This is a genomic window from Pseudazoarcus sp. NS20 (assembly GCF_059703745.1).
In genome coordinates, this window is record NZ_BAAKIY010000002.1 from 195,296 (window position 1) to 217,955 (window position 22,660).

General features: G+C 58.7%; 19 protein-coding genes and 1 tRNA gene. 13 read left to right on the top strand and 7 right to left on the bottom strand.

Annotated features, from left to right (window positions below):
• The first annotated feature begins 23 nt into the window (after positions 1-23).
• The 11 genes from ffh (at position 24) to AC6H0W_RS06690 (ending at position 11,377) form a co-directional block, all read left to right on the top strand.
• A complete protein-coding gene (gene ffh / locus AC6H0W_RS06640; protein WP_497576373.1) occupies positions 24-1,382 on the top strand; it encodes a signal recognition particle protein in 1,359 nt (452 codons plus the stop codon).
• Positions 1,383-1,393: 11 nt separating this feature from the next.
• Positions 1,394-2,158 carry an EI24 domain-containing protein gene (locus AC6H0W_RS06645; RefSeq protein ID WP_497576374.1) on the top strand — a complete coding sequence of 255 codons (765 nt, stop codon included), beginning with the start codon at positions 1,394-1,396 and terminating at the stop codon, positions 2,156-2,158.
• A gap of 12 nt (positions 2,159-2,170) precedes the next feature.
• Positions 2,171-2,920, top strand: a complete 750-nt coding sequence (locus tag AC6H0W_RS06650) for a competence/damage-inducible protein A (protein ID WP_497576375.1) — start codon at positions 2,171-2,173, stop codon at positions 2,918-2,920.
• Positions 2,917-3,693: a M48 family metallopeptidase gene (locus AC6H0W_RS06655; protein ID WP_497576376.1), complete on the top strand. Its 777-nt coding sequence runs from the start codon at positions 2,917-2,919 to the stop codon at positions 3,691-3,693. The genes AC6H0W_RS06650 and AC6H0W_RS06655 overlap by 4 nt, the downstream gene beginning before the upstream one ends.
• Before the next feature lie 11 nt (positions 3,694-3,704).
• Positions 3,705-4,121, top strand: coding sequence for a lactoylglutathione lyase (gene gloA / locus AC6H0W_RS06660; RefSeq protein WP_497576377.1), 417 nt, complete (start codon positions 3,705-3,707; stop codon positions 4,119-4,121).
• 813 nt (positions 4,122-4,934) lie between these two features.
• Entirely contained in the window at positions 4,935-5,855 is a 921-nt protein-coding gene (locus AC6H0W_RS06665; RefSeq protein WP_497576378.1) for an ABC-three component system protein, read from the top strand.
• On the top strand, positions 5,852-6,100 hold the full coding sequence (locus AC6H0W_RS06670; protein ID WP_497576379.1) for an ABC-three component system middle component 6: 249 nt from the start codon (positions 5,852-5,854) through the stop codon (positions 6,098-6,100). The genes AC6H0W_RS06665 and AC6H0W_RS06670 overlap by 4 nt, the downstream gene beginning before the upstream one ends.
• On the top strand, positions 6,097-7,818 hold the full coding sequence (locus tag AC6H0W_RS06675; protein WP_497576380.1) for an ABC-three component system protein: 1,722 nt from the start codon (positions 6,097-6,099) through the stop codon (positions 7,816-7,818). The genes AC6H0W_RS06670 and AC6H0W_RS06675 overlap by 4 nt, the downstream gene beginning before the upstream one ends.
• Positions 7,819-7,919: 101 nt before the next feature.
• Positions 7,920-8,702, top strand: coding sequence for a hypothetical protein (locus AC6H0W_RS06680; protein WP_497576381.1), 783 nt, complete (start codon positions 7,920-7,922; stop codon positions 8,700-8,702).
• A 33-nt stretch (positions 8,703-8,735) separates the two neighbouring features.
• Positions 8,736-9,761 carry a DUF4917 family protein gene (locus tag AC6H0W_RS06685; RefSeq protein ID WP_497576382.1) on the top strand — a complete coding sequence of 342 codons (1,026 nt, stop codon included), beginning with the start codon at positions 8,736-8,738 and terminating at the stop codon, positions 9,759-9,761.
• A 65-nt stretch (positions 9,762-9,826) separates the two neighbouring features.
• On the top strand, positions 9,827-11,377 hold the full coding sequence (locus AC6H0W_RS06690; protein WP_497576383.1) for an LA2681 family HEPN domain-containing protein: 1,551 nt from the start codon (positions 9,827-9,829) through the stop codon (positions 11,375-11,377).
• Between the two features lie 128 nt (positions 11,378-11,505).
• On the opposite strand, the gene AC6H0W_RS06695 is transcribed toward AC6H0W_RS06690, so the two are convergent.
• On the bottom strand, positions 11,506-12,834 hold the full coding sequence (locus tag AC6H0W_RS06695; protein WP_497576384.1) for a DUF5623 domain-containing protein: 1,329 nt from the start codon (positions 12,832-12,834) through the stop codon (positions 11,506-11,508).
• A gap of 731 nt (positions 12,835-13,565) precedes the next feature.
• On the opposite strand from AC6H0W_RS06695, the gene AC6H0W_RS06700 reads away from it, so the two are divergent.
• On the top strand, positions 13,566-14,081 hold the full coding sequence (locus AC6H0W_RS06700; protein ID WP_497576385.1) for a hypothetical protein: 516 nt from the start codon (positions 13,566-13,568) through the stop codon (positions 14,079-14,081).
• Positions 14,082-15,233: 1,152 nt separating this feature from the next.
• Here AC6H0W_RS06700 and trfA read toward each other — a convergent pair.
• Positions 15,234-16,154: a plasmid replication initiator TrfA gene (trfA, locus tag AC6H0W_RS06705; RefSeq protein ID WP_497576386.1), complete on the bottom strand. Its 921-nt coding sequence runs from the start codon at positions 16,152-16,154 to the stop codon at positions 15,234-15,236.
• 41 nt (positions 16,155-16,195) lie between these two features.
• Positions 16,196-16,429 (bottom strand): hypothetical protein, encoded by a 234-nt coding sequence (locus tag AC6H0W_RS06710; RefSeq protein ID WP_497576387.1) that lies wholly within the window; start codon positions 16,427-16,429, stop codon positions 16,196-16,198.
• A 90-nt stretch (positions 16,430-16,519) separates the two neighbouring features.
• Between AC6H0W_RS06710 and AC6H0W_RS06715 the strand changes: the two genes are divergently transcribed.
• Positions 16,520-17,494 (top strand): helix-turn-helix transcriptional regulator, encoded by a 975-nt coding sequence (locus tag AC6H0W_RS06715; protein WP_497576388.1) that lies wholly within the window; start codon positions 16,520-16,522, stop codon positions 17,492-17,494.
• On the opposite strand, the gene AC6H0W_RS06720 is transcribed toward AC6H0W_RS06715, so the two are convergent.
• From AC6H0W_RS06720 to dnaG, 4 genes are all read right to left on the bottom strand, one after another.
• Positions 17,433-18,545: a site-specific integrase gene (locus AC6H0W_RS06720; protein WP_497576389.1), complete on the bottom strand. Its 1,113-nt coding sequence runs from the start codon at positions 18,543-18,545 to the stop codon at positions 17,433-17,435. The two genes, AC6H0W_RS06715 and AC6H0W_RS06720, sit on opposite strands and share 62 nt — an antisense overlap.
• Before the next feature lie 106 nt (positions 18,546-18,651).
• A tRNA-Ile gene (locus tag AC6H0W_RS06725) sits at positions 18,652-18,728 on the bottom strand.
• A gap of 32 nt (positions 18,729-18,760) precedes the next feature.
• Positions 18,761-20,785 carry an RNA polymerase sigma factor RpoD gene (gene rpoD / locus AC6H0W_RS06730; protein WP_497576390.1) on the bottom strand — a complete coding sequence of 675 codons (2,025 nt, stop codon included), beginning with the start codon at positions 20,783-20,785 and terminating at the stop codon, positions 18,761-18,763.
• A 59-nt stretch (positions 20,786-20,844) separates the two neighbouring features.
• Entirely contained in the window at positions 20,845-22,644 is a 1,800-nt protein-coding gene (dnaG, locus tag AC6H0W_RS06735) for a DNA primase (RefSeq protein WP_497576391.1), read from the bottom strand.
• Positions 22,645-22,660 lie beyond the last annotated feature (16 nt).

The following is a 22,660-nucleotide window of genomic DNA, read 5'->3' on the forward strand; positions in this document are numbered from 1 at the left end:
GCCCCCTGCGGAGCATTGAATCCATGCTGGACAACCTTACCCAACGTCTGTCGCGCGTAGTGAAAACGCTGCGGGGGCAGGCACGCCTGACCGAAGAGAACATTCAGGAAGCCCTGCGTGAAGTGCGCATGGCACTGCTCGAAGCCGATGTGGCGCTGCCGGTGGTCAAGGAGTTCATCTCCCGTGTTCGTGAAAAGGCGGTCGGGCAGGAGGTGGTCGGCTCGCTCACGCCGGGTCAGGCGTTGATCGGGGTGGTGCATGACGAGCTGACTGCGCTGATGGGCGGGGCCCATGCCGGGCTGAATCTGGCAACCCAGCCGCCGGCGGTCATCCTGATGGCCGGCTTGCAGGGTGCTGGCAAGACCACCACGACCGGCAAGCTCGGCAAGTTGCTGGTCGAGCGTCAGAAAAAGAAAGTGCTGACGGTTTCCGCCGACGTCTATCGCCCGGCGGCGATCGAGCAGTTGAAGACCGTTGCCGGGCAGGCCGGCATCGACTTCTTCCCGTCCTCGGCCGATCAGAAGCCTGTGGACATCGCGCTGGCCGCAATCGATTACGCACGTCGCCATTACTACGACGTGGTGCTGCTCGATACCGCCGGCCGTCTGGCGGTGGATGAGGCCATGATGGCCGAAATTCGCGCCCTGCATGCAGCCGCCAAGCCGATCGAGACGCTGTTCGTGGTCGACGCCATGCTCGGTCAGGATGCCGTCAATACCGCGCGTGCGTTCAACGAGGCGCTGCCGCTGACCGGCGTGGTGCTGACCAAGCTTGACGGTGATTCGCGTGGCGGTGCGGCCTTGTCTGTGCGGCACGTCACCGGCAAGCCGCTCAAGTTTGCCGGTGTCGGCGAAAAGCTCACGGGGCTGGAAGAGTTCCATCCGCAGCGCATGGCCAGCCGTATCCTCGGCATGGGGGACATTCTCGGTCTGGTGGAAGAGGCGCGCCGCGGTGTTGATGAGGACGAAGCGCGCGCCCTCGCGCAGAAGCTCAAGACCGGTAAAGGCTTCGATCTTGAAGATTTCAAGGCGCAGATCGGTCAGATGCGCAAGATGGGCGGCTTGAGTTCGATGATGGACAAGCTGCCCGCGCAGTTCGCTGCTGCGGCCGGAAAACTGCAAGGCGGCACCGAAGACAAGTCGATCGCACGCATTGAGGGCATCATCAACTCGATGACGCCGCAAGAGCGCGCCAAGCCCGAGCTGCTCAAGGCCAGTCGCAAGCGTCGCATCGCTGCCGGCGCCGGCGTGCCGGTGCAGGAGGTGAACCGTCTGCTCAAGCAGTTCGAGCAGACGCAGAAGATGATGAAGCAGTTCTCCAAAGGCGGCATGCAAAAAATGATGCGCAACATGAAGGGCATGCTGCCCGGCATGATGCGCTGAGGAGTCTGAACATGACGGAGGTTTTTACCGCGTTCGGGCGTGCCCTGGGCAGTCTGCGTACCCCCGGCATGTTGTGGCACATGGTGTGGCCCGCCATTGTGGCGCTGGTGTTGTGGATCGTCGGCGGGATTTTCTCGTGGTCGGTGATGATCGGCGCGCTGATGAACTGGGTGGAAAGCTGGCCGTTGGCCGGCGAGTGGGTGCGCACCTCTGAAGTCGCGGCTGCCGCAGCCTTGATCCTCGTTAAGATCGCGGTGGTGCTGGCGATGGTGCCGCTGATCTACCTCACGGCGGCGATTCTGGTGGCACTGATTGCCTTGCCGATGATGATCGAGCGCGTTGCGCGTGAGGAATACCCCGAACTGCAGGAGCGGCACGGCGGCAGCAATCTGGTCAGCATCGCCAACACCTTGTGGGTGGGGGCGCTGTTCGTTCTCTTGCTGCTGCTCAGTCTGCCCTTGTGGTTGATTCCGGGGGCGGGGCTGGTCATTTCCATCGCTTTGACCGCCTGGTTGAGTGCGCGCACGTTCGGTTACGACTCCTTGATGGCGCACGCCGACGGCGAAGAGCTCAAGCGCCTGCCGAAGTCCCGCCGCGACCGCATGTTCCTGCTGGGCGGTGTTTGCGCCTTGCTGGCTCATGTGCCGTTCGTGAATCTGGTGGCACCGGCCTTCAGTGCCCTGGCCTTCGTGCATCTGATGCTGCGCGCACTGCGTGAAGAGCGCGCGGCGAATGGAGTCACCTTGCTCGACCCACAGCCGCAATCCGGCACCTGAGGAAGCTTTCATATGGCGTTTGGCGCGCTCATCATCGGTGATGAAATCCTCTCCGGCCGCCGCGCCGACAAGCATCTCGCAAAGGTCATTGAACTGCTGACCGCTCGGGGGCTGCGGCTTGGCTGGGCGCGTTATGTGGGAGACGACGGAAGCCGCCTGGTGCAGACCCTGCAAGAGACCTTCGCAACCGGTGACGTGGTGTTCAGCTTCGGCGGCATCGGCGCCACACCCGATGACCGCACGCGTCAGTCAGCCGCTGCCGCACTGGGTGTTGAGCTGGCATTGCACCCGCAGGCCGAGGCCGCCATACGCCAGCGTTTCGGCGATGAGATCACGCCTCACCGCTTGCAGATGGGAGTCTTCCCGGTCGGCTCCGAAATCATCCCCAACCCCTTCAACAACATCCCCGGGTTTTCGGTCGCCCGCCATTTCTTCGTGCCGGGCTTTCCGGTAATGGCGTGGCCGATGGTCGAGTGGGTGCTCGATACTCAGTTTGCAGAGCTGCACCATTGCACGGACTACACCGAACGGGCCATTGTGGTGCTCGATGCCAATGAAGGCAGCTTGGTCGATCTGATGGAGCGCATCACGGCAAGTTATCCGCTGGCCAGTTTGTTCAGCCTGCCCACGGTGGCCCAGGCGGGCGAGCGCCGCTCGGTGGAATTGGGCATGAAGGGCAGTGCCGCAGACGTTGCCGCTGCCATGGCCGAAATCGAAAGCGAGGTAAGCGCTCGCGGGCTTGAGTGGCAGGCGCGCGCATGATGGGTTTGCTGCGCCGCTTGCGTGGTGCCTTGCCTGAGCGTGAGCAGCGTGTCGTGACGCTGGGAGGGCGCGAACTTGCGTATGAATTGCGCCGTTCGGCGCGCCGTACGCTGGGTTTGCGGGTGGATTCGGCTGGCGTGCGTGTCAGCGTGCCCTTGCGGGCGAGTGCTGAAGAGGCTGAGCGTTTCGTGGCGCAGCATTGCGACTGGCTGCTCAAGCGCCTCGCCGAGCGCGAAGAAGCGCGGGCTGAGCAGGCCTTTGCGGCGCACGACGGTGCTTGCTTTCCGTTGTTCGGCGCTGACTGCCGCCTCGCGGTGGAGCCTGGGCGCACGCGCGTGCGTTGGGCGCGCGACGATGCCGGTGAAGTTCTGCATGTGGGCGAGCGCGATGCTCCTGCTGCTATCGTGCGGGCGCTGCGCAAACGGGCGCTGCCGGACTATACAGCCCGTGTTGCCGGACACTGCGCGAGTCTGAATCTCACTCTGCCAGACGTGCGCTTGACCTCCGCACGCACACGGTGGGGCAGTTGCAGCTCGCGTTCAGGTATTCGTCTGCACTGGCGGCTGATGCATTTGCCCCCCGACCTCATCGATTACGTGGTGGCGCACGAAGTGGCGCACCTCGTTGAAATGAACCATTCGCCGCGTTTCTGGACAATCGTCGGAACGCTGCATCCCGACTGGCAGAATTCGCGGCGCAGGCTCCACGCCCTGGCTCGCACGCTGCCGATCATCCAACCTGGCAGCGGCGCCGCGCCGAGTGCCGAAGACTGAAGGAGTTGAAGATGAGACTGCTGCACACCATGCTGCGCGTGGGCGATCTGGATCGCTCGGTGGAGTTCTACACCAAGGTGCTGGGCATGAACCTGCTGCGCACCTCTGAGAACCCCGAATACAAGTATTCGCTGGCGTTTCTGGGCTTTGGCGAGGGCAACCCCGAGCAGGCCGAGATCGAGCTTACCTACAACTGGGGGCAGAGCGAATACGACATGGGTTCGGCCTACGGCCACATCGCGTTGGGGGTGCCCGACATCTACGCCACCTGTGACCGTATCCGCGCGGCTGGCGGCAACATCTCGCGCGAGCCGGGCCCGGTCAAGGGTGGCAATACGGTGATTGCCTTCATCACCGACCCGGACGGCTACAAGATCGAACTGATCGAGCGCAAGGATGACCACGCGGCGGGCAAGGGCCTGAGCTGATCGTCGGGCCAGACACTAAAAGAAAACGCCAACCCGAGGGGTGGCGTTTTTGTGTGGGATGGTGGGCCGTGCAGGACTTGAACCTGCGACCAAGCGATTATGAGTTGGTACGTGATGCTGTAAATGCATCAAAATCAAGGAAAGTTGGTCATAGCTAAGATAACTAAAAAGTACTTACTTGACAGTAGTTTAGAGTAATTAGTCAAACTCAGAACAAACGAGTCAGCGTACTGTTACTGTACCGATAATGGACGACTCGCCTAATAACGTGGAGAAGGGGCCTCCTCTCAGCCTCGGATAGCCCGTAAGATGGATGATCTCTGTCAGCATGTCGCCTAGATGCTCCTTTTTTTGGAGCCGGTTGTAGCGGCTGTTCGATGTCGATTGAGCCGACGATGTTACGCCTCGTCTTGGTGCGAGCCTCCGTCTGTAACCCGCAATGCAAGCCTTCCGGGCATGCGCAGGGCAGGCGGCGCTGATGGCGGGCGGACTGTGAACTGCTGCCGCTGTTCCGAAAATCGCGCAAGATAAAAATGCCATTGAAGTACAATGCCGCGGCGGCGGGGCTTTAGAAGTTGGTCGGCGTCTCGTAGTTGCCCCGTTGGCCCCTTGGATTGAAGGACTGTCGGTAAAGGGAATACGGTCTTGTTTCGGGGCGCTGCCGGACTGTATCGGTTGCTAACTAGGCGCAATCGACGTTTATCATCCGGTCCCTTTCGATACTAATCGTTGTCCCGCTGGAGCCCGACAACGCTAGGCGGCTAAAAGCTGCGCCCCACGACCACAAGAGGATTGAGGCTAGGGTCTGACCGCATGGATCGCATACAGCAGCTTAATTACGAAAAGGACTTCCGCATCGCCTTCTTGGAATCCAAGGGGGATGGGTTTCAACGCCTGTTCGAGACGCTGATGTCGAAGGCCCATCCCAACGACTTCATGGCGTGCCGGCCTTGGGGCAGTGTTGGAGACCGGAAGAACGACGGATATCTACCATCCGCGCGAATCCTGTTTCAGAGCTACGCCCCCAATGAATTGAGCGCCGCGGAAGCCATCAAGAAGATTCGCGAAGACTTCGAGGGGGCCAAAGAGCACTGGGAAGAACATTTCGATGAGTGGACCTTCGTCCACAATGCACCGGATGGGCGATTAGGCCCCCACATCCTCGAAGCCCTGGCCAAACTCAGGCAAGACAATCCGCAGATCAAAATCGGCCACTGTGGGTACGAGGAAATGCTGACGAAGTTCCGCTTGCTGAGCCTTCAGGATCTTGAATCCTGGTTTGGCCCCTCCCTGACAATGGAAGCGAACATTAATTTGGGCTTCAGCGACTTGGTCGCTGTGCTTACCCATATCAGCATCACGCCCATCCCCACGACAAGCGAAGTGAAGGACGTGTCACGCGGAAAGATCGAGGCAAACCAGCTGTCTCAGGCTGTGGCTGACTTCCTGAAGATCGGCATGCAGAAGTCCCCGCTCGTTGCTCAGTTCTTCAATAACTGGAAGAGCCCCACCTACGGTGAACAAATCGCGCAGGCGTTCAAGGGTGAATACGTGAGGCTGCGGGACGGCGCTCCGCAGCTCCATCCAGATGAAATATTCGGTAGCCTAGAAGCGTGGGCCGGGGGCGCTGCGAATACCTCGCCAGCGCACAAGGCCGCTGTGTTGGCCGTCATGGCATACCTGTTCGATAAGTGCGAGATTTTTGAAGACGCTCAAGCGATGGGGGCTGCATGATCCTGCCGTCCAAACATCTGCCGCAGGATCGTGCGCTACTGACCGTCGCCGCGCATGTATTAACCTTCCTCGCGCGCCCCAAGACCGTCTCCGCGCTGTGGGAGGAATTGAACAGGCATGACGCTGGCTTGGCCGCAATGCCCCGGCGAATTACGTATGACTGGTTCTTGCTCGCCCTCGCCCTCCTGTTTGCCCTTGGAGCCATCGAACTCGAAAGTGGCCTTGTGGCGCGGAGGACGGCGTGATTCACCACATTTTCAGCACCCTGCCTAGCTTCAAGAGTCTTGGAGAACTGAAGCCCGGCCTGAACGTACTGCTCGCTCAAAAAACCGAGGGAGCGACCACTAAGCAAACGCGCAATCGCGCCGGCAAAACCAGCTTTATTGAATTAGTGCATTTTCTTCTTGGCGCGGATGCCGGTCCGGAGTCGATCTTTCGCACGTCGGTGTTGGCCGAACACACTTTCGGCATGGACTTCGATCTGAAGTCGGGACGAACCGTCGTCGAGCGAAGCGGCGGCTCCAAAGCCAAAATTTTCATAACAGCTCCGCCTGCCGCGAAGGTCAAGTTCTCGGCCACCGAGTGGTGCACGTTTCTCGGCGAACAAATGTTTGGCCTGAGCAGCCTTGAAGCTGCAGGCAGCAAGCCGCCTTCGTTTCGGTCGCTGTTTGCCTACTTCGTACGTCGGCAGGCGAGCGGCGCCTTTATGACGCCAGAAAAGCAGGCCACGATGCAGGGAACTGGCGACATGCAGACGGCGCTGATGTTCCTGCTCGGACTGGACTGGCAGATTGCCCGAGATTGGCAAGCGGTGCGCGATCGGGAGAAGACCCTCGAAGAGTTGAAGAAGGCGGCCGGCGACGGTGCGTTCGGCTCGATCATCGGCAAGGCCGCCGACTTGCGCACGGAGCTGACCATCCAGGAAGCTCGTCTCAGGAAGCTTCACGCAGAAGTTGAAACTTTTCAGGTCTTGCCGGAGTACCGGGAACTGGAAGTCGAGAGCGCCAGCTTGACCCGCCACCTCAATGAGCTGGCGAATGCCAACACCATCGACTTCTCAGCTATTCGTGATCTGGAAAGCGCGCTGGCCTCTGAGATTCCACCGGACCATGAAGACCTCCAAGCGGTCTATCAAGAAGCCGGCATCGTGCTACCTGGCTTGGTCAAGCGCCGCTACGAGGACGTGAAGAGCTTTCATGAATCCGTGGTGCGCAATCGAAAAGACTATCTGTCCAGCGAACTCGAAGCTGCGAAGCTACGTATCGAGCTGCGCGATAGCAAGAAGGCGCAGCTCGACCAGAGACGCGGCGAAATCCTGGGCATTCTCAGGAGCCACGGCGCGCTTGAACAGTTCCTTAAGCTGCAAGGTGAGCTGGGGCGGCTGGAGTCCGAAGTGGAATCGTTACGACAACGCTTCGAGGCCGCAGAGCAACTCGAAGGGACAAAGAACGAATTGGAGATCGAGCGCAACCGCCTTACGATCCGCCTGCGGCGTGACTTCGCCGAGCAAAAGGACCGATTAGCGGAGGCTATCGTCGCCTTCGAGGAAACCTCCCAACGTTTATACGAGTCGGCCGGCAGCATGACGGTCGACGAAACCTCGAATGGACCGATCTTCAAATTTCCGATGCAGGGCGAGCGCAGCAAGGGCATCAAGAACATGCAGATCTTCTGCTTCGATATGATGCTTATGCGCTTGTGCGCCAAACGGCAGATGGGGCCGGGCTTCCTGATCCATGACAGTCATCTATTCGATGGGGTCGATGGGCGCCAGGTCATCAGCGCATTGCGTTTGGGCTCAGAAATCGCGCAGGAGCTTGGCTTTCAGTACATCGTGACGATGAATGAAGACGATGCCTTCAAAGAGACTATCGAAGGCTTTGACCTGAATGACTATGTACTTCCCACGCGGTTGACAGATGCAACGGAGGATGGCGGGCTGTTTGGCATCAGATTCGGATGAGTACGGGATTGATTGAAATCTAGGGCGTTCGCCTGAGCCCAAGTTTTCAGGCTAGGGTAAAAGCAAGCTTGTACGTCCATCTGCAATTTCCGAGAGGCAGCATGATCGGCCAGAGAACCCGCTATTCGTTCGCCCAATTCCTGGAACTGCAGGAGCCGATGATTTCCATCGTGCTTCTGGGCAAGTACGGCGCCAAGCACCTTTCGTTTTCGCACGGGCAGCTGTTGTACGGTTTGTTGAATACGGTCCGCGATCTGGATGACCGCACGCTTACGCTGGCGCTCGCTGAAGTCATTGCAACTGCGGGCGATTTACGCGCCAGGGTCAATCCGAAGTATCGATTCGACGAGCGCCAACATGATCTGGAGCAATGCCTTCTGCTGGACGGCTACATCATCCAGAACAAAAAGCTGATCCAGACCGATCCGTCGATTTCCGATGCAGCTCCCTTGGAAGATGACCTGATTACGGCGCTACAGAACTCTGGGGCACCTCGTGCGCAGGAGATCATCGCCAAGATCAACGATTCGGCTGGCGCGTTCCGGGCAACTCCTCCTGACTACAACGCATCGCTTGTGAATGCACGCGTGGCGCTGGAAGCTTTGGCCGGCGACATAGCCGCCGATGTTGCCTCGCAGCGGCAGACGCCCGCTGCTTACAACCCATCAAAGTGGGGCGAGGTACTTACGTTCCTGCGCAGCAATGGCGAGATCACCACGGAGGAGGAAAAAGGCTTGGCTGGTGTTTTTGGTTTTCTCAGTCCTGGCGCTCACCGCCCGGTGGGAGTCCCTGAAGATCAGATGACGCGGCTTGGCCGTTCTTTCGCACTCAATATGTGCTGGTTCCTGCTCAAGAACCATCTCGTGAGAACTTCACAGCCTTGAGCCTCCCGACCTGGATGCGAAAGGACCAACGACATGCCGTTTGAGATCAAGCCTTGGGAAGTGATTGCGGACAACTACGGCTGCACAGTTCTGCTCGGCAACGGCGCCAGCATTTCCGTTAGTCCGAGCTTCTCTTACGGATCGCTGCTGCAACATGCCGCCGAGCAGAACCTGCTTCCTGAGGATGCTCAGCGATTGTTTGAGTTCTTTGAGACCGGCGACTTCGAGCTGGTTCTTCGGATCGTCTGGCAGGCATCAAACGTCAATCGTTCGCTACGAATACCGGACGAGCGGACCCATGCCGCCTACGTCGGTCTTAGGGACTGCTTGATCCAAACAGTCCGCGACATTCACCCGGAGCACGGTGCGGTAAGCGTCCACCTGCCGAGCATCTATCATTTCTTGAAGCAGTTCAGAACCGTCATCTCGCTCAACTACGACTTGGTGTTGTACTGGGCAATGACCTACGGCTTGGACATAGACGACCAGCATGCGTTCAAAGACTGCTTTGTGGGAGGTGGCGTCTTCGACGATGACTGGCAGCGATTCAGGCGGCCGATCCGAAGAGATCGTTCGACCTCGCTGGTGTTTTATGCGCATGGCAATCTTGTGTTGTGCCGAAACTTGGTTGAGCAAGAGCGCAAAATTCACAACCTTCAGAACGGGTTGCTGGAGGCGGTCTTGGACCGCTGGCAGAACGGAGAGGTCGTGCCCTTGTTCGTGAGCGAGGGAACGTGGGCGCAGAAAGTTGCTTCCATTCAGAACAGCTACTACCTCTCCACCGTCTATAGAGAGATTCTGAAATCACAGCGGGACACACTGGTGGTCTACGGCTGGAGCTTTGCCGAGCAAGACATTCACCTCCTGAAACGCATGAAAGACACGGGCATCAATCGTGTGGCGGTATCAGTATTCCGAGGGGATCAGGCTTACTGCAATCGGGTCTTCCAGACGATTCACGACGAGTTGGGAGCACATGTCGAGGTGGATTTCTTCGATAGCGAAAGCCCAGGTTGCTGGATTCACCCAGCCCATCAAGTATTTCGTCCTGTCATGTAGCCCCAAGGACGGCAGGCCGCGCCGTCCTCCCAAACGGGCACGGCATCCCGTGACGGAGCCCCCTTATGTCATCAATGCTGGACAGCTTCTACGAGCGATCCGCTCATCTGAATACCTTGCTGAACACCAATCCTGCCGAGGCGGTGAAACAGGCTCGGGAGGTCAATCTCAATCTCGATGCAGATGAGCGATTCAACCTGATGGGTCTGCGCGCGGCCATCCTGGTAGATGGCGGTACATTGACTCAGCAGAAGGACGCGATTGAAGAAGGGCTCGCGCTGTTTAGGGAGCTCCACAGCCTATTTCCAACTGCCCATATCACATACAACCTAGCCAACGGGCTGGTCGCCGCGACAGGCTCCCCACCTCGCGATGCAAATTGGTTGAATCATCAGGAGCTCACTAGAGAGCGTCGCGCAGAAGCCCGACGATGCTTCTGGAGCGTGGCTCACGATGTGGAAGCCGAATCAGCGCTTCGAACTCAAGCTTGGACGAACCTTGCCAACCAATTCAGCAGCAGCTATCGGCTCGGCGAGGCCCATGATGGATGGCTTGCCGCACTTGAACTTGACCCGGAGAACGGAGTTGCTGCAAGTTCTGCGGCTCGCAATCTTCTCTGGCTTTATGAGCGCGGTGGCTGTTCAGAGCTTAACCGTATCGAGGCGATCATGTTGGCCAAGATTGCGGATCGGCATCGGGATCGAGTCATCGAGTACGCTGGCGCACAGGCTGCGGTGCAGATCGCTGCGTTCGCAAGCGAATTGGGAGATCCGCCATCGCGATCACAGCACCAAGATCCATTCGTCAGTTGGGTCGAGTGTGAACGACTGACGCTTGCGCCTGTCGTCGGGCTCGTCGACCCTGCAATGGGTAAATTGGACTGGCTCATGCTTCCTGGGATTCTGGAGCGTGAATGTGGTGCAGGCGCTACGCCACCGCCTGTGTTCGCCATGTTCAACATGCTGAAAAGCGACTTCATTCTCGCGCGTGATTTGCTATGGCGGGCGTTCGACGAAAACGCGTGGCCAGCCACGGGAAGGTTCGGGGACACTCTTGACTACGCTACCTATGGCCCAGATTCATCTGCGCTTATCCTAGCGCACCGTACGGCTCTCGACCTGCTCGACAAGATCGCCGTAACGGCGAACCACTACTTCGAGCTTGGGAAGTCACCAGACAAGGTTTTCTTCGGGAAGGTGTGGCGGGGAGCTGTCGATAAAAACACGGGCGAGCGTCCCCTTAATAGCAAGGTGGATAGGGCGATTCGTGACGGTGCCACTGCCCTCTATGGCCTTGTAGAGCTTGCCGAAGACTATGAAAGTAGCTCGGGTATCCTCCGCTCTCAGAAGGACCTCCGCAACGCAGGCACGCACCGATTCGTGGTACTGCATGACATGCTCGCACCAATTAATGTCAGGCAAGCGCCTGAGATCGAACATCATCGGAAGAAACCGTTTACTCAAGAAGTATTGAGCGCCTTGCGTGTTGCGAGGTCAGCCCTGCAAATGCTTGCGCTTTCGATTTCGCAGCACGAACAGGGAATGAGGCGGCAGGCGGGCGATCTTGTTGGCTCATTGATCGTCCCAGATTACGACTGGATTCGCGGACGCAACTAAGAAGCAAATCCCCGCAGATAAAGGCCTTCAGTCAAAAGTTTGGGTAATGGGGCAAACCAACACCCATGCCGCCCCGGTCACAAGGCGCGGCATTGGGTGTAGGTCTGCAATAAACATGACATCGGAAGTCAAAGGGCTGTCTGCTTCTTCCTCCAATCTCCCAACGATTTCATCGCCCGTTCTAATCGTATTTGGATATCTCGCAGCGGCGCGCAGTCCCGGTAGTGCATATTCAAGACTTGCCCGACTCGTGAGAGGTCTGCGATTAAGCGCTCGCGGACCGGAGACGGCATATCCTTCCGAAGCGGCATCGGAAGGGTGCCGTGGTAGTAACCTTCAAAGAAGCGTTCGTCGCCAAGTCCGGCCGTAGGGTGCTCAGCTTCCAGCCACCAATTTAGCCGCGCTCGAACCTGCTCAGCGCGGCCACGCACGCCCTCGCGGTTGCCGCAGAGGCCGATTATCCTCTTCAGCAGGGTTGCAATTTCCTCGTGGGCCTCAATGGGCATCCTGCCGGTGGGCATACGGATTGATCGATCGAGATCGTAGCCGATGACACGCGTCGTTTCAGTATTGCGGCATAAGAACGGATCTAACGGTGCGATTGCACGAAGTCCATTCTGTTGCTCTTGCGGAGATCGGAAGGCTGGTCTGAATGGAGCGGATGCTCCGGACCATGATTCGAGGGTAGCCGGTGCCGGCGCGTATTCCAGTGATGCTTGGACAGCTTCGAAATGCATGGCGCTGGTTTCGTGCATCGCGATAAACATCAGACTGCCTATGTCGGGAGCGTACATCCCTGGCCAAGAGGCCTGCTCGATTCGGTATCCGTGCCGCCGTGCCCAGGCTACCCGCCGTGCCAGTTTCTCCGGCCCAATTGCGCCCACATACGGTTCGTCGATAATCACGTCGATTCCGCGCTCGGGATCCATCCAGTACGTCACATGGTCGGACGCTGGCAGTGATTCTCGAATCTTCGGACGGAGCAGTCGTTGCCCGTAGGCTGGGCGGAGTCCCGTTGCCGCCATGAATTGTAACTCGCGGGCCGCGAAGCAAAGGGCCTGTTGGGCTGCATGCTTATTCTGATGCATGGCCTTGCTTGCGAGATGATCCGGCGCCCGTCCACGAAACTTTCCCAAAGCGCGGCTGGTTCGTAGACCCCTCGGGGTGATCAGCGATTGCCAAGGATGTTGAAGGCGAAGCTCCATTGTTTCCCGGCCCCCGGCGATGCCGCGAGGTTCGCGCCAATATGCGGTAAGGAAAAGGCTGTGCCTTAGTTTTGGCAGCTTGGCTTGCTCACTGCCAAGCACTGAACATGCATGGCGGTAATTTGAGAACCCCGCGCGTACTGAGGCCAAGTCGAGGGCCGTCGCGTATTGGATGCCTTCGCTCTTGCGGAAAGCATTGGCGAGCCGTTTGATACCGACGATGGTCGTCGGTCGAATATCGTTGCCGATCATGTTGAACTCCCGGCCCGAATCGTGACGTCACCCGCCAACCGCCATCCGAGCCAGAGGTCGCTCATGAGGGCCAAGAGATTGAAGGCAGTGCTGTCAACAGCTTTGGTGAGACGGGTGTCCGGCTCCTGCCCGGAGCCGTACCGTCATTGTGCAACCTCAACGCCTTAGGTGCAACTCGCTGAGCTTTTGACATGCATTTGTAATTAGCACCCATGTTTCACGTCGCGGTAATTTCCAACGTTAGAAATTTTTGGGTAAGCAATACCTTGCGCGCCTTACCCAGCAGGCCGACAGGGTAATTCAACGTGCAGTTTGGTCCTCAGCCAGATTGCCGCCGAACCGGTCCGCAGTGACGGGAATAGTCGTGAGGTCGCGTCGCGTTGTTTGGCTATAAGGGAAGCTCGGATGGTGGTGCAGAAATAGAATGAAAACTGTGCGGATTTAGGGCCTTTCGAAGCTTGGGTAGGCAGATTCGGCAAAAAAATCGACTCGGAAGCATAGAGCTCCGGGTGTCGTCGCAAACCAACGTTAAATACTGGCCATGAAACGAGCTGACCTCCACGATCTCTGGAAGATCGCTCTGCAGCGAGATCCCGCCGCAGCGGTGATGCCTTGCCGCTGTGGCGCCATGCCCGCACCGGTAACCAACGTCGCCGGCGACCAGCGCCGGCGGTGCTGCGACTGCTATGTTAGAGACATGAATCTGGCTTGGGATCTTTGGGGGAATTGACGTGCTCACGGCACAAATCCGGCTGACGGACAGCGGTTTTCGGGCTGATCTCGAAGATGGTCGAGCGATTGAGCGCGCCGACCTCGGGGAGCTAGCCAACGCGCTTCATGCTGCCGGAGTAACGGCTGAGTATGCGCACTGCGGCGACTGCCGGGAGGGTGAGCATGTGCCAATGGCCAGGGATGCAATCGCTCTCAAGGTTGCGCTTAAGCGACTAGAGGCGCGGGCCGGACAGCGTAGTGTGGATCTCGCGCGACTGGCCCGCCATGCCGAGGTGGCGGAGGTGCTACGCGATCCGCTCCAGCGGGACGAGGCGCTGGCCGGCGCCTGGCGAGAGGTGGAGCGGTGGGAACGTGAACGGCTCTGCAGCCGCCACTACATCGACGCATGGCGGGCGCTGCTCGCTGGTGACTTGGATGTGCTGGGCTTACTGTTGGTCGAAGACTCGCCGCAAGCTACGGCGCTGCGGCAGAACACGCCGTTTATCAAGGTACTGAGACAGCAACGCAAAATGTAAAAAACCGCGCTTTGCGCGGGTTTCAACGTCAGAAGCCTTCAAGCCTGTGTATGTCGGTTTAGAGGGCGGCAGTCTTGTGTGTGGGGAACGTCGATACCCATCGGAGACCCACCTGCCATGTCTTGTGGGACGTAACCCTGCAGTCTATGGATTCGATCAGACATACTTTCCCTGGCAAGCAATCTTTAGCTTTGCCATCACATGACTGCACGCCGGAGTAGGGCGGGCTGACGCGCAACAAGTTGAGCAGGCCTGGGTGGGCTGATTCGCAACTCGGGTCTCGGGGCAAAGCCCTGAGTTCAACCAGAAGGGCGAAAGTGCGGAGGGGCCAAGCGCCGAACACTTTTGCCCGTTGGGCGGGCAAGACTTGTCTTGTACGTACATCTGGCATCCTGTCCGCAGTGTTGCTCCGTTTTCAGTCAACTTTCTAGCGAACGGTTTGGTCGATGTAGAGATCAAGGGAACGTTAGCGAATTGGGCGAGATGCGAGGGGAGCGCATCGGTGCTCCTGAATACGACGTCACCGTGATTCACCATATGATTTAGAAGTCCTTGATTTAACTGGCTCTGGGATTTGTTCAATCAACGAGGGTTTTGGGCGTAGATATGAGGATGCATAAGGCGATTGTTTGTCCGCGGCCGCAGGGACGGTCAAATTGCGTAACCTGGATCTGATGGAAGTTGGCTGTACATCACGTTGGATGCCTTCTGAGTTGGGTCTTGCTGCCACTGCTCGCCAGTTATTAACAAGCGAGCGTAGTAGTAAACAATAAAGACTAGTAGACACGCTAGGCGTAGTGCTGGAGAGCAGTGTTGCTAAGGGGTTTGGCATCAGACGCGGAACGCTATCCCGACAAAAAGGAACGTTGTCCCGACCCATCGGAATGCTGTCCCGACGAGGGCGGAACGTTATCCCGATGGAGGGGCTAGGTGGTGCCAAGCGTGTTTTGCGCTTTTCAGGCAGGTTGCGAAGGGAGGCGAGACGCCGCCATCACTCGCCTACGTGTGTGGATTGCCCAACCTGCAAGGGGATGCTCGAGCGGCCCGTTAGACGCAGAGCACGAGAGCCTTAAGGTCATTAGCTTCGTCGTGTTACGTGGTTGGCGAGGTCTTCGAACGGTGTGGTTCACTTAAGCGGGTTCCGTCAGCGTGTCACGGAAGAGGATGAGTGTTTAATGCTGGCGAAGGCTCTTCAGCGATAGGGGAACACTGTCCCGATGCTGGCAGGCGCAACACAACCTGTGGTTTTCCCTTGGTGCTCGTCTCAATGCTCCATGCGACTACGATCTCTACTCGTTCCAATTCCTTGCATGCCTCTTCCAGAGCATCCTTGAACTTCCTCATGGGGCTGCCATACACCATTTTGTCTTTGAGCCGGTCGAGCGCATAGCGCTGCACCTTGTCGGCAGACGTGGCCAGAAGCCGCTGCAGGGTCTTCGCCATGTTTCGCTTGATCCTTAAGCGCTTGTCCCAGTCGATCCGGGCATACTCTCGGTTGCTGAACATCACTACCCAGCGAGAGTCGAGGGTGTACGTGTACGTTTCGGTATCGTAGTCGTACTTCAGATCCTTCAGAATGTTGAAGGATTCCATTTTTCCAACGCTATACCGCGTTGAGCCATCTGGTTTTCGTGCCTCAAGAAACAACGTGCCTTCGCGCAGTCGTTTCATGCTGCGGTGTAGCCATTTGTAGTCGTTGTTGCCAGTGCATCGACCGATGCGACGTAGCAAGGCTGCTCGATTGAGCTGCACATCCACCCCCAAGGGGTATGGCTGCGCGACGTCTATCAACCCCATGATGAGGTCGCCGTCTGCCTCGTCCAGTTGCTCCCCGCTGTACTCGAGAACGCAGTCTCGGCGCGTGATCATAACGGTCTGCCGATAGAGTTTGCGTTTGGCTCGGGCGATCGGTGCAATCAATGACGAGCGGTTTAGATGATTCGGCAGTGTGCCGATGTCTAAACCAGGTAGGTGCAACTGCTGCGGTTGTTCGGCTTGCGCTGCCATGCGCGCGGCTGCCTCTTTTCCCCGCTTAAAGATTCCGGAAAGTGCGATTTCGGCGCTTGTGTTCATAGGTCTGAGCCGGGGAGGGCGGGTGGGAGCCTTCTCCGAGCTCAGCCTTTCGTGCTGTTGAGCGTTTCGTCGCTCAACACCTCCGCGATCTGCGAGGTCCGAAAATAAACGCGTCGGCCAAGTTTCAGACGAGCCTTGTTGATTCGCGATGCCCAAGCATTGGTTGTTCTCAGGCTGATCCGGAGTCCGTCAGGAGATCTATCAAGAATCAGCGCGAGCTGAGCAAGGCTCAGCAGGGGGCCAAAGCGTTGCAGCAGGGAGTCTTCTATCGTCATTGAGTAACCGTCCGTACGTAACTTGATGGTTACGGAGGTTAATCGTCATCCAAATTGCGTTCAGCTTATTAGTTGGTCAAAATGGTTGACATGAAAGCTGACTCAAAAATTATCGTCTGGGCGGGATGTGATGAGGCTGTTAGCCGAGCGGTTGAACGGTTGCAAGAGTGCTGGGGGGCATATTCATTGGCTTCCCGACGTTACCCAATCGTTCGATTGATTCAGGAGCTGATTGACCCCGCCTGGGCCGGCTATCTGTCAGAACTGCCTCCTCTGTACAAATGCTATGTGGCCGGGGGGGTAAGTGGGATGTCGTTTAGCTGCGCTGTTCGACAGATGGGGTTTCGCTCCATGGAGCGAGCTCAGCGGCAGCTACTGCAAGACTTTCTGCATGCTGCGCCTGGATGTCCGCAAGTGGATCATTGTTTTGCAGCAACCCTTGAGACGTTGGTCGAAGTGGTTTGGTCTAGCGCCCGCAAGCGGCCGAAAAAATCGAAAGTGCGGGATACCAATCTGAACGGTCAGCGTGTGCAAAGCTTTTGTCAGTTCTGTGGAGAACTTACTGAGTTTGGTACGTTTGTGCAGCGCGGGGAAGGCGCAAAGTGCGACGACAGGGAGGACGTTCTTCGCTTAAGCAGTCGGTACTGTGCAGACCATCGCCCGCGGTTGCTCGATGGAGCGTGGAATCCGGCGTATCGAAGGGCGAAACGCTCCAAGGTGCGATTTGATCTTGAATTGAAGCGGCTAACAGAACAAAGCGCAATCTTGTCAGCGCCCTTGGCTCAGTCCGGCGACCGGGTGGTTGATTGCTACATACACAATCTTGTTTCGAGTAACGCTTACTACCCCGACGAAGAGAGTCGATTGCGCGATCATGCACATCAAATGGCTGAATGCGGCCTGTCGGACCGTAAAAAGCAAATCCTCATGATGCTTGCGTCGGGCTGGAGCCAGTCCAGCATTGCCAGAAAGCTCGGTGTCAGTCGTCAGGCTGTCTCAAAGGCTATTGCTTCGATTCCTGCCGCTTTTCGGCTCGACGCTCGGCAAGCGTGTCCAATTCACTGACGAGATCTTCCGCCCGCAGATGAGTGTATCTCCGCAGCATTTGCATGGACTTATGGCCACTGATGGCAGCCACTTGCTGGTCACTCAGGCCGCCTTCTACTAGGCGACTGACTGCTTCATGGCGTAGATCATGAAATCGGAAGTCCTCTAGTCCAATCGACGCCTTGATCCCCTGCCACACCTTGTTGAAGGCGTAAGGGCGCCGTCGCCCGTCCTTTCCCGGTTCGCCAAAAAAAATCAGATCGGTGTCGATGGGCCGTATGGGGTTGTTGAGTGCGTGACGGAGCGTCTCGGAGGCTGCAATGGTTAGCGGGACGGTGCGGGGTTGTGTGTTCTTGGTTTCGAGGAGGCGCACGATGCGGCGTTTGAGGTCGACCTGACTTCGTTGCAAGGTAGCGATCTCAGAAGAGCGCATTCCGGTTTCCAGCGCGATGCGGACAATCCAGCTGAGCATGGGGTTGGTGTGACCATCAATCGCTTCAAGTAACCGTGTTTCTTCTTCAGGGGTCAGTCGTCGTTCGCGCCCGGGTCCGGGGGCTGGGCGACGAATGTTTTGTACGGGGTTGTGGGGGAGGCCGATGCCCCACTCCTTGATCGCGATGTTGAGCATGTGTCCCAGCAACGCCAAGTCGAGTCGTACCGTATTTGGCGAGCGGGGCTTGGGGGTTGATTTTCCTCGCGCGTCTTTGCGGTCGATTCCGGCTAAGCGTTCATCCCGATATTTGGCAATGATTTCGGGAGTGAGGGCGGCGAGGGAGTACTTGCCGAGATGGTGCACAAGCGGTTTGGCGTGTCGTCGATCGCAATCCGCGGATGCCGGGCGCTTGGTGGGAGAGACCTCGGATAGATAGCGATTGAGGGCAGTCTCTACGGTCATGCGTTCTGATGGGCTTCGCCGGATATAGACGCCCCGCACCATTTCGTCCTCAGTGCGACGAGCCCAGTCTTCGGCGTCGCGTTTAGTGCGAAAGGTCTTGGTCGCAGTCGGGAAGCCGTTTTTTCGAATAACGGCCTTCCACGTTCCTGAAGGTGTTTTGACCAGTGTCGCCATGGGAATCCGATGGGGGAGTGATTGATGGTTGTACCGAAACTGTACCTTCAGGCTCTTAAAAGCAAAAGGCCAACCTCGAAAGGTTGGCCTAAGTGCCTATTTTTGTTGGTGGGCCGTGCAGGACTTGAACCTGCGACCAAGCGATTATGAGTCGCCTGCTCTGACCAACTGAGCTAACGGCCCTGAAAAACGCCGCCTTTGAGGGCGGCGTTCAATCAGCTGTCGCTGTCGAGGAAGCTGCGCAGTCGCTCGGAGCGGCTCGGGTGGCGCAGTTTACGCAGGGCCTTGGCTTCGATCTGACGGATGCGCTCGCGCGTGACGTCGAACTGTTTGCCGACCTCTTCCAGCGTGTGGTCGGTGTTCATCTCGATACCGAAGCGCATGCGCAGCACCTTGGCTTCGCGCACGGTGAGCGAATCGAGAATGTCGGCCGTGGCTTCGCGCAGGCTCGACACCATGGCCGCGTCAGCCGGAGCCAGCGTGGCAGTGTCTTCGATGAAGTCGCCCAGATGGGAGTCGTCGTCGTCGCCGATGGGGGTTTCCATCGAGATCGGCTCCTTGGAGATTTTCATGATCTTGCGGATCTTCTCCTCGGGCATCTCCATCTTCTCGGCCAGCGTTGCGGGGTCCGGCTCAAGGCCGGTTTCCTGCAGGATCTGACGCGAGATGCGGTTCATCTTGTTGATGGTCTCGATCATGTGCACCGGGATACGGATGGTGCGCGCCTGGTCGGCAATCGAGCGCGTGATGGCCTGACGGATCCACCACGTGGCGTAGGTCGAGAATTTGTAGCCGCGACGGTATTCGAACTTGTCCACCGCCTTCATCAGGCCGATGTTGCCTTCCTGGATCAGGTCGAGGAACTGCAGGCCGCGGTTGGTGTATTTCTTGGCTATGGAGATCACCAGACGCAGGTTGGCCTCGGTCATCTCGCGCTTGGCGCGGCGCATCTTGGCTTCGCCGGTGGACATCTGGCGGTTGATGTCCTTGATGTCCTTGAGCGAAATGCCGGTGTTGGTTTGCAGGTCGATGAGCTTCTGCTGCTCTTCCATCACGGCCGGGTGCACGCGCATCAGGCCGTCGGCGTAACCTTTGGCGCTCGACAGTTCACCTTTCAGCCAGTCCAGGTTGGTCTCGTTGCCCGGGAAGGACTTGATGAAGTGCTGGCGCGGCATGCCGGCGCGGTCGACGCACAGGCGCAGGATCTGGCGCTCGTGGCCACGTACCTGATCCACCATGTGGCGCACCGAGTCGCACAGGCGTTCGATGGTCTTGGCGGTGAAGCGGATGCTCAGCAGGGTGTCGGCGATCTGCTGTTGCAGGGCTTCGTATTCGTCGGTTCTGCCCTTGCCGGCGGCCAGGATGGCTTGCTGGCGCTCGTGCAACTCGCGAATGACGTTGAAGCGCTCAAGGGCGTCGGTCTTCAGCTTGAGCAGCGTGGCGGCGTTGGCGCTGGCTTCCTTCTCGGCAGCGGTCTCTTCGTCGTCTTCTTCGTCGCTCGAGTCGTCGTCGGAGTCGTCGCCGTCTGCGTCGTCGCTGTCGTCGTCGGAGTCCTCGAGGTCGCTGTCGTCCTCGTCTTCTGCAGCGGCGGCGTCTTCGCCGGTGTGCGGTTCGACCATGCCGTCGATGAGTTCATCGACGCGCATTTCTTCTTTTTCGATACGTTGGGCGGCATCGAGCATTTCGATGATGGTCGTCGGGCTGGCGCAGATCGCCTGCACCATATGCTTGAGGCCTTCCTCGATACGCTTGGCGATCTCGATTTCGCCTTCGCGCGTGAGCAGCTCGACCGAGCCCATTTCACGCATGTACATGCGCACGGGGTCGGTGGTGCGGCCAAACTCGGAGTCGACGGAGGAGAGCGCCTGTTCGGCCTCTTCCTCGGCGGTGTCTTCGTCCACCGAGGTCGGCACGTTGTCCGACATCAGCAGGTCTTCGGCGGCCGGAGCCTCGTCGAAGACCTGAATGCCCATGTTGTTGAACGTGCCGATGATGCCTTCGATCTGCTCGGCATCGGCCACGTCATCGGGCAGGTGGTCACTGATTTCCGCGTACGTCAGATAGCCACGTTCCTTACCCAGGGCAATCAGCGCCTTGAGCTGCGTGCGGCGGACTTCCGGATCAAGCGCGGCGACGGCTGCCGCGTTGCTGTCGGCGGAAGTTTCGACTTTCTTCCTGGCTCGGGGGGTGCGTCCCTTGGGGCTGTCCTTGCGAGAACCCTTGGAATTTTCGCGGGCCATGGCACTCCTTGAATCGCGGTTGAATGGTTTGAGGGAAACCGTTAATTATAGAACAAAAGTCAGCTTTTGCCCGGTGTGCGGGTTCGATGCTTTTCCATGATCAGTTCAGCCAGCCTGCGTCGTTCGCCGGAATCCAGTCCCTGAGCCCGTTCTTTCTCGGTGAGCTCCTGAATGTCCTGATCGATGCGACGGGCGGCCAGACTGTCCAGCGTGTCTTCGAACAGCGTCTCGATCACCGCATCGTCGAAGTCCGAACCCACCAACTCGGCTGCGCAGGCCGACAACACTTCGTGGTGCGGCGAATCCCGAAAATACTCGACCACCTGAGCGAGGCCGCCGTTCGTTTCGAGTTCGCCGATGCTCACCGCATCGCACATCGCAGCAAGCGCCATGCCATGCACTTCATCGTGAGGCACCAGATCAACAGGAATGCGCGCAATCCATGACGGATGTTGCAGCACCAGCCTCAGCAGCGTGGCCGTCGGCGTGGTCGGTGCGCGCCGCGGCCCGCGCACAGCGGTGCGCGGCTTGCCGGCGAAGGCCCGGTTCTGGGGCGCCGGTCGGCTGCTTTGGCGCACGCTCGGCAAACCCCAAGCCTGTTCAACCTCGCCCTGGTTCAGTCCTCCAGCCTCTGCTACGGCTTTGATCAGCTGTAACTTGAGCAGCGGGGCGGCGATCTTGCTCACCAGCGGGCGGGCCTCGTGTACCAATCTGGCGCGTCCTTCGGCAGTTTCAAGGTCACAGTCGGCGGAAAGCTGCTTCATCAGGAAGCTGGCCAGCGGCACGGCGTTGTCTGCGGCGCTGCGCAATGCCTCAGCGCCCTCGGCGCGCACGAATGAATCCGGGTCGTGCTCCTGCGGCAGAAAGAGGAAGGCCAGCGTGGCATCGTCACGCAGTGCTTCGAGCGAATTTTCAAGTGCCCGCCGTGCCGCTTTGCGGCCGGCGTTGTCGCCGTCGAAGCAGAACACGATGCGGTCGGCGTAGCGCAGCAGCGACTGGATGTGGTGCGGCGTGGTAGCCGTGCCCAGTGTGGCCACTGCGTTGCCGATGCCGAACTGCGCCAGTGCCACCACATCCATATAGCCCTCGACAACGAGTGCGTATCCGTCGTCGCGAATCGGCTGCATGGCCTGGCGAATGCCGTAAAGCTCGCGCCCCTTCTCGAATAACGGGGTTTCCGGTGAGTTGAGGTACTTCGGCTCGCCGTTGTCGAGGATGCGCCCGCCAAAAGCGATCACGCGGCCACGCCGATCCTGGATCGGAAACATGATGCGTTCGCGGAAGCGGTCGTAGCGGCGCCCCTGCTCGTTGGTGATGACCAGCCCTGCGTCGAGCAGCGTCTTGTCCTGATAGTTCGGGAAGACCGTCTCGAGTGCCTGCCATCCCGCCGGAGCGAAGCCGATGCCGAAGCGTGCGGCAATCTCGCCGGTGAGGCCGCGCCGCTTCAGGTATTCGATGGCCTGAGGGCTGCGTTTGAGCTGCTCGCGGTAAAACTGCGTAGCGCTTTCCATGGCAGAGAGCAGGGCGTCATGCTCGCCGGCGCGCTGGGCGTGTGACGGGTCGGCCTGCTCCTGCGGGACTTCCATGCCGACTTGTTGGGCGAGTTCGCGCACCGCCTCGACGAACGACAGCCCGCTGTACTCCATCAGGAAGCCGATGGCGTTGCCATGTACGCCGCAGCCAAAGCAGTGATAGAACTGTTTGGCCGGGCTGATCGAGAACGAAGGGGTTTTCTCGCCATGGAAAGGGCAGCAGGCGAAGTAGTTCGCACCGCCTTTTTTCAGGGTGAGATGGCGTTCCAGTACGTCAACGATGTCGACGCGAGCGAGCAGATCCTGGATGAAGGATCGAGGAATCATCGGGCGGCGCGGTCGG

What these genes read in the sequence shown, in the direction of transcription:
- ffh (WP_497576373.1), top strand. Translation starts at nt 24, where the DNA reads ATGCTGGACAACCTTACCCAACGTCTGTCGCGCGTAGTGAAAACGCTG.
- AC6H0W_RS06645 (WP_497576374.1), top strand. Translation starts at nt 1,394, where the DNA reads ATGACGGAGGTTTTTACCGCGTTCGGGCGTGCCCTGGGCAGTCTGCGT.
- AC6H0W_RS06650 (WP_497576375.1), top strand. Translation starts at nt 2,171, where the DNA reads ATGGCGTTTGGCGCGCTCATCATCGGTGATGAAATCCTCTCCGGCCGC.
- AC6H0W_RS06655 (WP_497576376.1), top strand. Translation starts at nt 2,917, where the DNA reads ATGATGGGTTTGCTGCGCCGCTTGCGTGGTGCCTTGCCTGAGCGTGAG.
- gloA (WP_497576377.1), top strand. Translation starts at nt 3,705, where the DNA reads ATGAGACTGCTGCACACCATGCTGCGCGTGGGCGATCTGGATCGCTCG.
- AC6H0W_RS06665 (WP_497576378.1), top strand. Translation starts at nt 4,935, where the DNA reads ATGGATCGCATACAGCAGCTTAATTACGAAAAGGACTTCCGCATCGCC.
- AC6H0W_RS06670 (WP_497576379.1), top strand. Translation starts at nt 5,852, where the DNA reads ATGATCCTGCCGTCCAAACATCTGCCGCAGGATCGTGCGCTACTGACC.
- AC6H0W_RS06680 (WP_497576381.1), top strand. Translation starts at nt 7,920, where the DNA reads ATGATCGGCCAGAGAACCCGCTATTCGTTCGCCCAATTCCTGGAACTG.
- AC6H0W_RS06685 (WP_497576382.1), top strand. Translation starts at nt 8,736, where the DNA reads ATGCCGTTTGAGATCAAGCCTTGGGAAGTGATTGCGGACAACTACGGC.
- AC6H0W_RS06690 (WP_497576383.1), top strand. Translation starts at nt 9,827, where the DNA reads ATGTCATCAATGCTGGACAGCTTCTACGAGCGATCCGCTCATCTGAAT.
- AC6H0W_RS06695 (WP_497576384.1), bottom strand. Translation starts at nt 12,834, where the DNA reads ATGATCGGCAACGATATTCGACCGACGACCATCGTCGGTATCAAACGG.
- trfA (WP_497576386.1), bottom strand. Translation starts at nt 16,154, where the DNA reads ATGAACACAAGCGCCGAAATCGCACTTTCCGGAATCTTTAAGCGGGGA.
- AC6H0W_RS06710 (WP_497576387.1), bottom strand. Translation starts at nt 16,429, where the DNA reads ATGACGATAGAAGACTCCCTGCTGCAACGCTTTGGCCCCCTGCTGAGC.
- AC6H0W_RS06715 (WP_497576388.1), top strand. Translation starts at nt 16,520, where the DNA reads ATGAAAGCTGACTCAAAAATTATCGTCTGGGCGGGATGTGATGAGGCT.
- AC6H0W_RS06720 (WP_497576389.1), bottom strand. Translation starts at nt 18,545, where the DNA reads ATGGCGACACTGGTCAAAACACCTTCAGGAACGTGGAAGGCCGTTATT.
- rpoD (WP_497576390.1), bottom strand. Translation starts at nt 20,785, where the DNA reads ATGGCCCGCGAAAATTCCAAGGGTTCTCGCAAGGACAGCCCCAAGGGA.
- dnaG (WP_497576391.1), bottom strand. Translation starts at nt 22,644, where the DNA reads ATGATTCCTCGATCCTTCATCCAGGATCTGCTCGCTCGCGTCGACATC.